General features: G+C 69.7%; 14 protein-coding genes, 1 tRNA gene and 1 pseudogene. 9 read left to right on the top strand and 7 right to left on the bottom strand.

The window, feature by feature from the left end; translation table 11 throughout:
• Positions 1-39: 39 nt before the first annotated feature.
• Together ABD108_RS20935 and ABD108_RS20930 are read left to right on the top strand one after the other, a co-directional pair.
• Entirely contained in the window at positions 40-507 is a 468-nt protein-coding gene (locus ABD108_RS20935) for a low molecular weight protein-tyrosine-phosphatase (RefSeq protein WP_305112157.1), read from the top strand.
• Positions 500-1,384 (top strand): SURF1 family cytochrome oxidase biogenesis protein, encoded by an 885-nt coding sequence (locus ABD108_RS20930; protein WP_343931296.1) that lies wholly within the window; start codon positions 500-502, stop codon positions 1,382-1,384. Before ABD108_RS20935 ends, ABD108_RS20930 begins: the two co-directional genes overlap by 8 nt.
• Here the strand turns inward: ABD108_RS20930 and ABD108_RS20925 are convergent.
• The 3 genes and pseudogenes from ABD108_RS20925 to ABD108_RS20915 all read right to left on the bottom strand — a co-directional run bounded on the left by ABD108_RS20925 (position 1,326) and on the right by ABD108_RS20915 (position 3,277).
• Entirely contained in the window at positions 1,326-2,258 is a 933-nt protein-coding gene (locus ABD108_RS20925; RefSeq protein ID WP_343931295.1) for a cobalamin biosynthesis protein, read from the bottom strand. The genes ABD108_RS20930 and ABD108_RS20925 overlap by 59 nt on opposite strands.
• A gap of 14 nt (positions 2,259-2,272) precedes the next feature.
• Positions 2,273-2,887 (bottom strand): annotated as a pseudogene (locus tag ABD108_RS20920) (glyoxalase).
• Between the two features lie 60 nt (positions 2,888-2,947).
• Positions 2,948-3,277 carry a hypothetical protein gene (locus tag ABD108_RS20915; RefSeq protein WP_343931294.1) on the bottom strand — a complete coding sequence of 110 codons (330 nt, stop codon included), beginning with the start codon at positions 3,275-3,277 and terminating at the stop codon, positions 2,948-2,950.
• 194 nt (positions 3,278-3,471) lie between these two features.
• Here ABD108_RS20915 and ABD108_RS20910 point away from each other — a divergent pair, with 194 nt between their 5' ends.
• Together ABD108_RS20910 and ABD108_RS20905 are read left to right on the top strand one after the other, a co-directional pair.
• Positions 3,472-3,822, top strand: coding sequence for a hypothetical protein (locus ABD108_RS20910; RefSeq protein ID WP_220655895.1), 351 nt, complete (start codon positions 3,472-3,474; stop codon positions 3,820-3,822).
• 46 nt (positions 3,823-3,868) lie between these two features.
• Positions 3,869-5,287: a dihydrolipoyl dehydrogenase family protein gene (locus ABD108_RS20905; RefSeq protein ID WP_343931293.1), complete on the top strand. Its 1,419-nt coding sequence runs from the start codon at positions 3,869-3,871 to the stop codon at positions 5,285-5,287.
• 15 nt (positions 5,288-5,302) lie between these two features.
• On the opposite strand, the gene ABD108_RS20900 is transcribed toward ABD108_RS20905, so the two are convergent.
• The 4 genes from ABD108_RS20900 to ABD108_RS20885 all read right to left on the bottom strand — a co-directional run bounded on the left by ABD108_RS20900 (position 5,303) and on the right by ABD108_RS20885 (position 6,901).
• Positions 5,303-5,938 (bottom strand): class I SAM-dependent DNA methyltransferase, encoded by a 636-nt coding sequence (locus tag ABD108_RS20900; RefSeq protein WP_343931292.1) that lies wholly within the window; start codon positions 5,936-5,938, stop codon positions 5,303-5,305.
• 18 nt (positions 5,939-5,956) lie between these two features.
• Positions 5,957-6,030: transfer RNA gene (locus ABD108_RS20895), tRNA-Val, on the bottom strand.
• Positions 6,021-6,518, bottom strand: coding sequence for a peroxiredoxin (locus ABD108_RS20890; protein WP_220655901.1), 498 nt, complete (start codon positions 6,516-6,518; stop codon positions 6,021-6,023). The genes ABD108_RS20895 and ABD108_RS20890 overlap by 10 nt, the downstream gene beginning before the upstream one ends.
• Positions 6,515-6,901, bottom strand: a complete 387-nt coding sequence (locus ABD108_RS20885; protein WP_343931291.1) for a DUF3052 domain-containing protein — start codon at positions 6,899-6,901, stop codon at positions 6,515-6,517. The genes ABD108_RS20890 and ABD108_RS20885 overlap by 4 nt, the downstream gene beginning before the upstream one ends.
• A gap of 368 nt (positions 6,902-7,269) precedes the next feature.
• Between ABD108_RS20885 and aceE the strand changes: the two genes are divergently transcribed.
• The 5 genes from aceE to ABD108_RS20860 all read left to right on the top strand — a co-directional run.
• The gene (aceE, locus tag ABD108_RS20880; protein WP_255585708.1) at positions 7,270-9,993 is read left to right on the top strand and encodes a pyruvate dehydrogenase (acetyl-transferring), homodimeric type; all 2,724 of its coding nucleotides are present in this window, start codon (positions 7,270-7,272) and stop codon (positions 9,991-9,993) included.
• Between the two features lie 33 nt (positions 9,994-10,026).
• On the top strand, positions 10,027-11,289 hold the full coding sequence (locus tag ABD108_RS20875) for a PucR family transcriptional regulator (RefSeq protein WP_220658409.1): 1,263 nt from the start codon (positions 10,027-10,029) through the stop codon (positions 11,287-11,289).
• 137 nt (positions 11,290-11,426) lie between these two features.
• Positions 11,427-12,329, top strand: coding sequence for an ACP S-malonyltransferase (locus ABD108_RS20870; protein ID WP_220655904.1), 903 nt, complete (start codon positions 11,427-11,429; stop codon positions 12,327-12,329).
• Between the two features lie 123 nt (positions 12,330-12,452).
• Positions 12,453-12,758 (top strand): meromycolate extension acyl carrier protein AcpM, encoded by a 306-nt coding sequence (gene acpM / locus ABD108_RS20865; RefSeq protein WP_220655905.1) that lies wholly within the window; start codon positions 12,453-12,455, stop codon positions 12,756-12,758.
• Between the two features lie 4 nt (positions 12,759-12,762).
• On the top strand, positions 12,763-13,032 hold a 270-nt coding region (locus tag ABD108_RS20860), incomplete at its 3' end, for a beta-ketoacyl synthase N-terminal-like domain-containing protein (RefSeq protein ID WP_343931290.1).

Genomic DNA, 13,032 nt, shown 5'->3' with positions numbered 1-13,032 from the left:
CGGCGCGGTGCCCGCGGGAGCTTCGGGCAAGATGGAGGCGTGAGTACCCCGCTGCATGTCACCTTCGTGTGCACCGGCAACATCTGCCGATCGCCGATCGCCCGCATCGTCTACGAACGGGCGGTCGCGGATGCGGGGCTGGCCGGGAGGGTGCGGGTCACCAGCGCCGGCACCGGCGGCTGGCACGAGGGTGATCCCGCCGATCACCGCGCCCGCGCCGTGCTCGCCGAGGCCGGGTACCCCACCGAGCACGCCGCCGCGGAGGTGACGGCCGATCACCTCGGCGCGGATCTCGTGGTCGCGCTGCACCGCTCGCACGTCGAGCCGCTGCAGTCACTGGGCGTGCCCGACGAGCGGCTGGAACTACTCCGCAGCTTCGATCCCGAGGCGTCCAGCGAGAGCGTGCCCGACCCGTACTACGGCGACCTCGACGACTTCCGCGCGACGCTCGCCCAGGTCGAGGCCGCGATGCCGGGGCTCATCGAATGGACCGAGAAGAATGCCTAACTGGGTGCGCGTCGTCTTCCAGCCGCGGTGGATCGCCCTGGCCGTGGCCGTGCTCGCCTTCACCGCGCTGTGCTGGTCGGTGCTGGCGCCGTGGCAGCTGAACAAGAACAGCTCCACCAGCCACCGCAACCAGCAGATCAGCGACTCGGTCAACGCCGATCCGGTGCCCGCCGCGCAACTGCTGGGCGGGCGCACCGAGGTGCCCAAGGACGCCGAATGGCGCAAGGTGACCATCACCGGCCGCTACCTGGCCGACAAGCAGTCGCTCGCCCGCCTACGCAATCAGGACGGCAACCCGGCGTACGAGGTGCTCGTCCCGTTCGCGGCAGACGACGGCGCCACCTACCTGGTGGACCGCGGCTTCGTCCGCACCCCCACCGGCGGCGTGATCCCCGAGATCGCCCCGGCACCGTCGGACACCGTCACCCTGATCGCGCGGATCCGCGCGCCGGAGACCACCTCCGCCGATCGCAGTCCCCGCACCGAGGGCGGATACCTGCAGGTGTACGCGATCGATCCGCGCGCCATCGGCCCCGCCCAGGGCATCGTCTTCGCGCCCGGCTACCTCAACCTCGCCGAGGGCCAGCCCGGCGGGCTCGGCCCGATCCCGCTGCCGATGCTCGACGCCGGTCCGTACCTCTCGTACGGCCTGCAGTGGCTGGCGTTCGGGATCATGGCACCGCTCGCCCTGGGCTACTTCGTGTACGCCGAACTGCGACGCCGGCGTGAGGACCGCGAGGTGATCGCCGCCGGCACCGCCCCGGCGCCCACCGAACCGGGCGGCCCGGACACCGAGACGCAGGCGCCGCGCGAGGAGGTCAGTCCCGAGGCCGCGCGCGCCGCCCGAATCGCCGACCGGTACGGGCGGCGAGGATAGTCGCGGCCAGCGCCCCGAATTCGACGGCGCGCGAGAGGCGCGCCGCCCGCGCCAGATCGAGCGGCTGCGGCTCCCGGCCGTGCCCGAGCGTGGGCCGCATCTCCACCCCGTGCGCGTACTGCGTGCGCCCGCCCAGTTGCAGGCCGAGCGCGCCCGCGGCACTCGCCTCCGCCACGCCCGCGTTCGGGCTCGGGTGTTTCGCCGCATCGGCGCGCCAGGCCCGCAGCACGTCCGACGGTGCGCCACCCACCGCGGGCGCCACGGCGACCGTGACCGCGCCGGTGAGCCGCGCGGGCAGGTAATTGAGCACGTCGTCGAGCCGGGCCGAAGCCCAGCCGAAGTCCGCATAGCGGTCGTTGCGGTAGCCGACCATCGCGTCCAGAGTGTTCGCCGCCCGGTAGCCCAGGAGCCCGGGGAGCCCGAACAGCGCGCCCCAGAACAGCGGAGCCACCGCGGCGTCCGAGGTGTTCTCGGCGACGGATTCGGTGGCGGCCCGGGCCATTCCGAAGGCGTCGAGCACCGACGGGTCGCGCCCGCAGAGCGATGGCAGCAGCGCGCGGGCACCGTCCTCGTCCCCGGCTTCCAGGTTCCGGCCCAGCTCCGATCCGACTCCGCGGAGGCCTGCCCCACCGACCACCACCCAGGTGCCCACCGCGGTCGCACCGGGAACGTTCCGAAGCGCGTAGCCGAGCGCCGCGGCCCCGCCCACGAGGATCGCCGTGTAGACCGCTCCGCGGGCCTTCGAGGGCGCGTAGATCCCGCGCTCCACCGCCGCTGCCACCGAGCCGAACCCGGCGACGGGGTGGTACCGGCGCGGATCGCCGAAGACCTCGTCGGCCAGCACGCCGAGAGCGAGTTCCGCGGTCCGGTTCACGGGAGTCGACGGTACTACGCCCAGACGAAGCCGTCGGGGTCGGTGACCGGGCCGAGGGCACCGTCGATCCGCAGCCGGTGGGCCCCGCTCCCCTCCTGGGCGACGCCCGCGTTCTTCGCCGCCAGCTTCCGGCCCGAGAGCGCGAGGTTCACCGAGCCGGGCGAGGACTCGAACTCGACGTACTTGCGGCCGAAGGACTTCGCCACTGCGAGCCCGTGTTCGGTGTAGAACGTCTTGGTGGCCGCCACATCGTCCACACCGAGTTGCAGCACCAGATCGTCGATCACCCGCAGCGGGGCACCGGTGTTCTTCTTCGACGAACTCGCGATGGTCCACACGGTTCCGTCGGGCGCGCGGAAGGCCCCGCCGTAGCCCCACAGCGACTTCTGCGCCGGCTTCGTGGACTAGGCACCGGCGGCGATCGCGGCGTCGTAGAAGGAGTCCACGACCGCGGGTTCCGCGACCACGAGCGAGAGCACGAAGCCGCGGAACCCGGCGGTGTCCGGGGTGGCCTCGGCGAAGCGGATGCGCTCGTCGGGGCCGATGGCGGTGGCGTAGAAGTCCTGCGCGGCGGCGGTGTCCGCGACCTCCAGCGTGACGGATCGGATCGGGGTCGGTGAGCTTGTCATGGCGATGACGCTACGACGGCTGCCCACCGGCCGCTTCTCGATTCCTGACCGTTCCCGGCGTCACACCCGGGGAACCCGGCGGCGCCACCACGGTTCGGACCGCCACGCGAGCGGATAGTCGACCGTGATCTCGCGATAGCGCTCGTCGAGCTCGGCCACCGCAAGCCGCAACCTGCGTGCTCGGCGACCGCCGTTGCGCATCATGCCCTCGAGTCTCTCGCGGGCATCAGTGAGTACCGCGCCGTTGCAGCAGTCGCAGGCAGGGTCGAGGCCGTAGAACTCACCGCGCAGGACGCGGCGTTCGGAACGTTCGACGTGCTCGCGCCACTCGGCGAGGAGGGCGATGGCGGGGACTTCCGGCCGCGGCTTGCGCGGGCGGTGCGGGTTCATCCGCGATGGGCCGAGGCCCTTTCGTTGAGATTCATATGCGGCGCCGTGACGTGGCGCGACCGGTGCGATGCGGCCGAATTGCCGCCGGATCAGCCTAACACCTGTTCACGATCACCAACTTCATGTTAGCGTCCCTCATGATTGCTTTCACGAAAACGAGTCGCCGCGTCCTCGGCTCTCTCGGCGTGGCCGCCATGGCATCCACCCTCGCGCTGCCCGGAATCGCCAGCGCCGCACCGAAGGACGACGCCGCATTGGCGAAGTCCATCGCCTGCGCCTACGCGGCATCGGTCGCCCAGCATGCGGCCGGCGCCAGCGGCAACGGCCGGAGCGAGAGGCTCATCAGCGAGCGGGACGGGATCTACCTGGTGGAGTGCAAGGTCTGGGTCACGCCACCGGGCGACTCCACCGTGCTGTTCAACGACGAGCGGCCGCCCCTGATCTACCGGATCACCGTCGATGGCAACAACCGGTTCTTCGTGGTGGGCGCCGAGGGCCCGGACGTGCCGCCGGTCCGGCCGGGCGCACCTGCCCGCACCGTCTGACCTGGACGGCCGCCGGCGCGAGTAGCGTGACCGACGGAGGTGCCTGATGAGTGAATCCGTCTACGACGTCATCGTGATCGGAGCCGGCCCGGTCGGCGAGAACGTGGCCGACCGCGCGGTCCGGGGCGGCCTCAGCGCCGTCCTGATCGAGAGCGAACTGGTGGGCGGCGAATGCTCCTACTGGGCGTGCATGCCGTCGAAGGCGCTGCTGCGCCCCGGCCAGGCCGTCGCTGAGGCGCGGCGCGTGCGGGGCGCGGCGGAGGCCGTGATCGGCACCGTCGACCCGATCGCCGTGCTCGCGCGCCGGAATGCGGTAGTGCACGACTGGTCCGACGACGGCCAGGTGCGCTGGGCCGAGGGCGCGGGCATCACCGTGGTCCGCGGACACGGGCGCCTGTCCGGCCCGAAGACGGTGACCGTGACCACCGCCGACGGCGCCGCCTCGACACTCACCGCCCGGCAGGCGGTGGTCGTGGCGACCGGCACAGACGCCGTGGTCCCACCCGTCGACGGGCTCCGCGAGTCCCGCCCGTGGACGAGCCGGGAGGCCACCAGTGCGAAGCAGGTCCCCGGGCGGCTCGTGGTGATCGGCGGCGGCGTGGTCGCCGCCGAAATGGCCACGGCCTATGCCTCATTGGGGTCGACGGTCACCATGCTGGTGCGGAGCACCCTGCTCGGGAACATGGAGCCCTTCGTGGGCGAGCTGGTGGGTGCCGCGCTACAGGAGCAGGGCGTGGAGTTGCTGCTCGGCAGCTCTCCCCGCCGAGTTTCCCGGGCGGGCGACGAGGTGACGGTCGAGACCACCGACGGCCGGACGATCGTGGCCGATGAGGTTCTCGCGGCCACCGGACGCAGCCCGCGTACCGGCGACATCGGCCTGGAATCCGTGGGCCTGGAACCGGGTTCGTGGCTGGACGTGGACGACACCATGCTCGTGGCGGGCTTCGACTGGTTGTACGCCGTGGGCGATGTGAACCACCGGGCACTGCTCACCCACCAGGGCAAGTACCAGGCCCGCGCCGCCGGTGATGTGATCGCCGCCCGCGCCACGGGCGCACCGGTGTCCGGCGAGCCGTGGGGAGCGCACGTCGCCACCGCCGACCATGCCGCCGTGCCGCAGGTGGTCTTCACCGATCCCGAGGTGGCCTCCGTGGGCCTCACGGAGGCGGCGGCGCGCGCCGCGGGTCACGCTGTGGCCGTGGCCGATTATGACCTCGGCTGGGTGGCAGGTGCGAGCCTGTACGCGGATGGCTACACCGGTCGCGCCCGGATGATCGTCGACACCGATCGCGGCGTGCTGGTGGGCGCCACCCTGGTGGGTTCCGCCGTCGCGGAGCTGTTGCAGGCCGCGACGATCGCCGTGGTCGGCGAGGTGCCCGTCGACCGTCTCTGGCACGCCGTCCCGGCGTACCCGACGATCAGCGAGGTGTGGCTCCGGCTGCTGGAGACCTACCGCGACCGGTAGATCGAGAGCCAGTCTCTAGCGACGGTGCGCGAGGAGCTGCACCATCGGGAACCGGTATCCGGGATCGCGGTAGACGATCCGCCATTCCTCGGCGAAGCCGTGCACATCCAGCACGCGCGCCAGCTCGTCCGGGTGCCAACGCCAAGCGGGCGCGACCGCGTGGTCGAACGGAATCGGCGGTCCGGGTTCGTCGCTCGCCTGGACCGCGATGAGGACGGGCGCGCCCTCCGGCAGCCGCTGCGCCCACACCTGCAGCGCCTCGGCGACGTCCGGCGGGCTCACGTGAATCAGGCTGAAGCGCGCGAGGATCGCCGCGATCTCGTGCTCCACGGGCACCGCGGCGAGCAGCGCGTCGCCGTCGATGAAGGTGAGATCCGGATGCGCGCGGCGGGCGTGCGCGAGCATCGGCGCGCTGGGTTCGAGACCGATCACGTCGAGTCCGCGCCGGGTCAGATCGGCGGCCACGTGGCCGATGCCGCACCCCACATCGAGGACCACTCCACTCGCGCCGCCGGCGGTCACCCGCTCCGCGAACGCCGCGGCTGCCTGCCGCTCGATGGGGTACTGGTAGGCATCGGTGAACATCTCGGCGTACAGGTCGGCCATCGCGTCGTAGCCCTGCGCGGTCATGCTCGCATCACCCACCTGCATCGATCCGAGGATCCGGAGTGCGCGCGGAGGGACTCGAACCCCCGACAACCGGTGTGTAAGACCGGGACTCTAACCAACTGAGCTACACGCGCCGACCGGTAGAGGCTAGCGCAGCCAGTGCTTGTTCCCAAAGCGACTGATCGCGCGGGACACCGGGCTCGTTCATCTCGGCGAACCGGATCACGCCCTCGCGATCGATCACGAAGGTGCCCCGGTTGGGGTAGCCGTTCTTCTCGTTGAGCACGCCGTACTCGCGCGACACCGCACCGTGCGGCCAGAAATCGGAGACGATCGGGAACAGGTAGCCCTGGGAACCCGACCACACCTTGTGGGTGGGCGGCGGCCCCACCGAGATCGCGATCACGGCAGCATCGTCGTTCTCGAACAGGGGCAGCGAATCGCGGATCCCACCCAGCTCGCTCTCGCAGGTGCCGGTGAAGGCCAGCGGGAAGAAGACGAGGAGCACGTTCTTCTCACCCTTGTAGGAGGCGAGGGAGACCGGGCGGTTGTTCTGGTCGCGCAGCGTGAAATCGGGCGCGATGCTGCCGACCGGCAGCGGACCGTCGGGCAGGTCCGTCAACGCTTCGCCGCGCGACCGGACTTGGGCTGCACCAGCCTCGATCCGATCCACGTTCCGAGGTTGGTCGACGAGGTCTGCGTGAGACCCGCGGTGGGCGCGGCCTCGGCGATCTCGCTGGGCTGCACGTGTCCGGGCTGACCGGTCTTGGGGCTGAGGACCCATACGTAGCCGTCGTCGGACAGCGGAGTGATCGCGTCCATCAGCGTGTCGACGAGGTCACCGTCGTCGTCACGCCACCACAGGACCACCACGTCGACCACGTCGTCGGTGTCCTCATCGAGCATCTCCGCGCCGGTGAGCTCCTCGATGGACAAACGCAGATCGTCGTCGGTGTCTTCGTCCCAACCGATCTCCTGCACGATGTTGCCGGGCTGCAGGCCCATCTTCTGGGCATATGACCCATTCGTGGACACCGGTGGGGGCCTCCTTCAGGCAGATGACGGCGGCAGGATGCCGCGCGTACTCGACTACGTCGATACCGAACTTACGGTATCGCTGCCCTACAGCAGACCCGCTCCGCCGATCTTGCGCAAGTGGTACGGCGAAATCGGTTACCGGTTTTCAACTGTTGAGTAACTTCCGATTGCGGCAGGATGGGACGTGCGACACACCGCACCCCCTAAGAACGCGCTCGCGACCCGTGAGGAGCACACACGTGACCGACCCGACCGCCTCCACCCCGGCACCCGCATCATCGGGACAGGGACAGGGACCCGCACCGTCGAACGACGGTCGCCCGGACCGGGTCCGCGTGATCCGGGAGGGAGTGGCCTCGTACCTGCCGGACATCGACCCGGAGGAGACGGGCGAGTGGCTCGAGTCGTTCGATGATCTGATCGCCACCCACGGTCCCGCCCGCGCCCGATACCTGATGCTCCGACTGTTGGAGCGCGCCAGCGAGAACCGCGTGTCGATCCCCTCGCTCACGTCGACGGACTACGTCAACACCATCCCCACCGATCTCGAGCCGTGGTTCCCCGGCGATGAGGAGATCGAACGCCGCTACCGCGCGTGGATCCGCTGGAACGCCGCGATCATGGTGCACCGCGCCCAGCGCCCCGGAGTGGGCGTGGGCGGCCACATCTCGACCTACGCCTCGTCGGCGGCGCTGTACGAGGTGGGCTTCAACCACTTCTTCCGCGGCAAGGAGCATCCCGGCGGTGGCGACCAGGTGTTCATCCAGGGCCACGCCTCCCCCGGCATCTACGCGCGCGCCTTCCTCGAGGGCCGCATCCCCGCGGAGCGGATGGACGGCTTCCGCCAGGAGAAGTCGCACGAGGACAAGGGCAAGGGCCTGCCCTCGTACCCGCATCCCCGGCTGCTGACCAACTTCTGGGAGTTCCCCACGGTCTCGATGGGCCTGGGCCCGATGAACGCCATCCAGCAGGCCCGGTTCAACCACTACCTGCACGACCGCGGCATCAAGGACACCTCCGAGCAGCACGTGTGGGCCTTCCTCGGCGACGGCGAGATGGACGAGCCCGAATCGCGCGGCCAGATCCAGATCGCGGCCACCGAGGGCCTCGACAACCTGACCTTCGTGGTGAACTGCAACCTGCAGCGTCTCGACGGCCCGGTGCGCGGCAACGGCAAGATCATCCAGGAGCTGGAGTCCTTCTTCCGCGGCGCCGGCTGGAACGTGATCAAGGTGATCTGGGGCCGCGAGTGGGACGAGCTCCTGCACAAGGACCGCGACGGCGCGCTGGTGAACATCATGAACACCACGCCGGACGGCGACTACCAGACCTTCAAGGCGAACGACGGTGCGTTCGTCCGTGAGCACTTCTTCGGCCGCGATCCGCGGACCAAGGAGCTGGTCAAGGACATGACCGACGAGCAGATCTGGGGCCTGCGCCGCGGCGGCCACGACTACCGCAAGGTGTACGCGGCCTACAAATCGGCGATGGAGCACAAGGGCCAGCCCACGGTGATCCTGGCGCACACCATCAAGGGCTTCGGGCTGGGCCACAACTTCGAGGGCCGCAACGCGACCCACCAGATGAAGAAGTTGACGCTCGACGATCTCAAGCAGTTCCGCGACGAGCTGCGCATCCCGATCACCGACGAGGAACTCGAGAAGGACCCGTACCTCCCGCCGTACTACAACCCCGGCCCGGAGTCGAAGGAGATCCAGTACATGCTGGATCGACGCAAGCAGCTGGGCGGCTTCCTGCCCTCGCGGCGCACGCAGGCGCAGGCGCTGAAGACGCCCGACGTCACCGCGCTGAACGTGATGCGCAAGGGATCGGGCAAGCAGGAGGTAGCCACCACGCAGGCCGTGGTGCGCATCTTCAAGGAGCTCCTGCGTGACCCGGAGATCGGGCACCGGATCGTGCCGATCATCCCCGACGAGGCTCGCACCTTCGGCATGGACAGCTGGTTCCCCACGCTGAAGATCTACAACCGGCTCGGCCAGAGCTACACCTCGGTCGACGCGCAGCTCATGCTCGCGTACAAGGAGAACCCGCAGGGCGTGATCCTGCACGAGGGCATCAACGAGGCGGGGTCGACGGCGTCGTTCACCGCGGTGGGCACCTCGTACGCCACGCACGACGTGCCGATGATCCCGCTGTACATCTTCTATTCGATGTTCGGCTTCCAGCGCACCGGCGACGGCCTGTGGGCGGCCGCCGACCAGATGGCGCGCGGCTTCGTCCTCGGCGCCACCGCCGGCCGCACCACCCTGACCGGTGAGGGCCTGCAGCACGCCGACGGGCACAGCCACGTGCTGGCGTCCACCAACCCCGCAGTGGCGGCGTACGACCCGGCGTTCGCGTACGAGCTCTCGCACATCGTGATCGACGGTCTGCGGCGGATGTACGGGGAGAACCCGGAGAACATCTACTACTACATCACCGTCTACAACGAGCCGATCCATCAGCCGGCCGAGCCGGAGGACCTGGACGTCGACGGCCTCCTCAAGGGCCTCTACCTCTACCGGCCGGGCACCAGCGGTCACGAGAAGAAGGCCAACATCCTGGCCTCCGGTGTGACGATGCCGGACGCGCTGGTGGCGCAGGAGCTGCTCGCGCAGGAGTGGGGTGTGGACGCCTCGGTGTACTCGGTGACCAGCTGGGTGGAGCTCTCCCGCGACGGCATCGAGGCGGAGAAGGCGGCGCTGCGCGATCCGGCCGCCCCGGCCCGCACGCCGCACGTGACGAAGGTGCTCGCCGACGCACAGGGCCCGACGGTGGCCGCCTCGGACTTCATGCGCGGCACGCAGGACCTGATCCGCGCGTGGGTCCCGGGCACCTACCTCACCCTCGGGACCGACGGCTTCGGCTTCTCGGACACCCGTCCGGCCGCACGACGCTTCTTCAACGTGGACGCGCAGTCGATCGTGGTGGGCGTTCTGCTGGCCCTGGCCCGGGACGGCGAGCTCGATTTCTCCGTCGCCGCGGAGGCCGCGAAGCGGTACCGGATCGACGACGTGCTCGCCGCGCCGAAGCAGACATCGGACCCCGGCGTAGCCTAGGGATCCATGACCGCCGATACGGGCTCGTTCCCCCTGCCCGGGAGACCGGGCAAGGGCAGCTTCACCAGGAAGCGCCCCGAGCCTCGCGACGTGCTCCCCGAGTCGATCCTCAATCGGATCCGTCAGTACTCGGGGCGCGTCGCGACGGAGGCCGTGCGGTCCATGGAGGTACAGCTCCCCTATTTCGCCGATCTCGAGGCGAGCCAGCGGTCGTCGATCCAGTTGATCGTCCAGACGGCCGTGGTGAACTTCGCCGAATGGATCGAGAACCCGGACGAGACGCAGTACACCGTGGCCGCGTTCCAATCGGTGCCGCAGGACTTGGCCCGACGGGTATCGCTGCTGCAGACCGTCGAGATGGTCCGGGTGGCGATGGAGTTCTTCGAGAAGTGGCTGCCGCTGCTGGCCCGGAACGAGGACCAGCTCATCGCGCTCACCGAGGCGGTGCTGCGCTACGGGCGGGAGATCGGCTTCGGCGCCGCGGCGATCTACGCCTCGGCGGCCGAGGCCCGGGGCGCTTGGGACTCGCGGATGGAGGCGCTGGTGGTCGACGCGGTGGTCCGCGGCGACACCGGCGCCAACCTCCTGTCCAGGGCGGCCGCGCTGAACTGGGATCCGATCGCGACGGCCACCGTCGTGATCGGATCGCCGCCGCCCGACCAGAACGTCTCGGTCGCGGGGTCGGTCCACGACACGGCGCGGTCGCACGGCCGGTCGGCGCTGGCCGTTGTCCAGGGCACCAAGTTGGTGGTCATCGCCAGCGGCACGCTGGACACCGGCCATCCGTTCACCGAGTCGCTCATGCGGCACTTCGCCGACGGCCCGGTGGTGATCGGCCACACCACGCCCACGCTGGAGGATGCGCACGCCTCCGCGGTCGAGGCGATCGCGGGGGTCAACGCGGTCGCCGGTTGGCCGGGCGCGCCCAGGCCGGTACACAGCTGGGAGCTGCTGCCCGAACGCGCCCTCATCGGCGATACCCATGCCGGGCGCACGCTGTACGAGTTGCTCGTGCAGCCGCTCGAGGAGGCGGGCTCGGCGCTGTCGGACACCCTCGACGCCTACATCGACTCGGGCGGCGCCGTGGAGTCGTGCGCACGCGAGCTCTTCGTGCACCCCAATACCGTGCGCTATCGCCTGAAGAAGATCGCGGAGATCACCGGACGGGATCCGCAGGACCCGCGCGACGCCTTCGTACTGCGCGTGGCGGCCACGATCGGACGTCTGGCGGCGGCGAATCCAGAGCGGTTCACCCCGGCTCCGATGGCCAGAACCACAGATGTCACACTGAACTAACCCCGTATCAGGTAACACTCCGGTAACAGCACCTCTTCGCTGAGCTGGGCTTTTGTGGGAACCCCACAAAAGACATGAGGAAGCTTCTCAGCCCGCAACACCTTCTTTTCAGGTTCCGGCAGTGTTTCCTGGAACACGTGATTGCATTGCTCGCCCCCGGACAGGGTTCCCAGAAGCCCGGCATGCTGACGGCATGGCTCGACCAGCCGGCTGCCGTGGACCGTTTGCGCGCATGGTCCGAGATCGCCGATCTCGACCTGGTCCGCCTCGGCACCGTTGCCGAGGCCGACGAGATCACCGACACCGCCGTGACCCAGCCCCTCGTGGTCGCCGCCGCACTGCTCGCCTTCGAGCAGATGGGCGCACAGCCGGCCGACACCATCGTCGCCGGGCACTCCGTGGGAGAGCTCGCCGCCGCTGCGGTCGCGGGCGTCATCACCTCCGACGAGGCCGTGCGCCTGGCCGCGATCCGTGGCCGCGCCATGGCCGCCGCCTGCGCGCTGGTCCCCACGTCGATGACCGCCGTACTCGGTGGCGATCAGGCCGAGGTGCTCGAGCGCCTCGCCGATTACGACCTGGTTCCGGCGAACATGAACGCCGCGGGCCAGATCGTGGCCGCCGGTGCCGTCGAGAACCTGCAGAAGCTCGCCGACAACCCGCCGGAGAAGGTGCGTCTGCGCCCGCTGGCCGTGGCCGGCGCCTTCCACACCGCGTTCATGGCGCCCGCCCAGGAGGCCGTCGCGGCCGCCGCCGCGGAGATCACGCCGCGCGACCCGCAGCTGACCCTGCTGTCGAACCGGGACGGCCGCCCCGTCACCACCGGTGAGGCCGCGCTGTCGCAGATCATCGCGCAGGTCACCCTGCCGGTGCGTTGGGACCTGTGCACCGCCACGATGCGCGAGGCCGAGGTCTCGACCGTCGTCGAGCTGCCGCCGGCCGGCACCCTGGTGGGCATCGCCAAGCGCGAGCTCAAGGGTGTGCCGCAGGTCGCGGTGAAGACCCCGGCCGATCTGGCCGAGCTGCTCGCCGCGGCGCGCTAGAACCACTCAGACCACCGACGGTGCCGTCCGGCATCGTCGAAACCAGCGACGTCATCGTCGCGACATCTAGACTCCCGTCTCCGCGAAATCGCGGGTCGGGTCACTCAAGGAAAGGGACCCACTGTGGCCACCAGCCAGGACGAAATCGTCGCCGCCATCGCCGAGATCATCGAAGAGGTCACCGGCATCGAGCCTTCTGAGGTGACCCCCGACAAGGCCTTCATCGACGACCTGGACATCGACTCGCTGTCGATGGTTGAGATCGCCGTGCAGCTCGAGGACAAGTACGGCGTGAAGGTGCCGGACGAGGACCTCGCCGGCCTGAAGACCGTGGGCGACGCCGTCGGCTACATCCAGAAGCTCGAGGCCGAGAACGCCGACCTCGCTGCCGAGCTCAAGGGCAAGTACGAGGCCGAGAAGGGCAAGTAAGCCCTTGTCTTCGCTGAGGAATTTCTCGACGCTCGGCGGACAGTTCCCCAGCGTCGTCGTCACAGCCATTGAGCTGACCACCTCGATCGGCACCGATACCGAGTCCACCTGGAGCGGTCTGCTCGAGGGCAAGAGCGGTATCCGTCCGCTCGAGGGCGACTTCATCGGTGTGCAGATCCCCGATCTGCCGGTCCGCTTCGGCGGCCAGCTGCTTGAGGATCCGACCTCCGAGGTGCCCGAGCGTCCCGACCGTCAGTACGCCGGTGACGTGAGC

This window comes from Tsukamurella strandjordii (genome assembly GCF_039525985.1).
GTDB lineage: Bacteria > Actinomycetota > Actinomycetes > Mycobacteriales > Mycobacteriaceae > Tsukamurella > Tsukamurella strandjordii.
The sequence above is the reverse complement of the archived record's forward strand: the minus strand, read 5'-3'. Positions and strand labels throughout refer to the sequence as shown.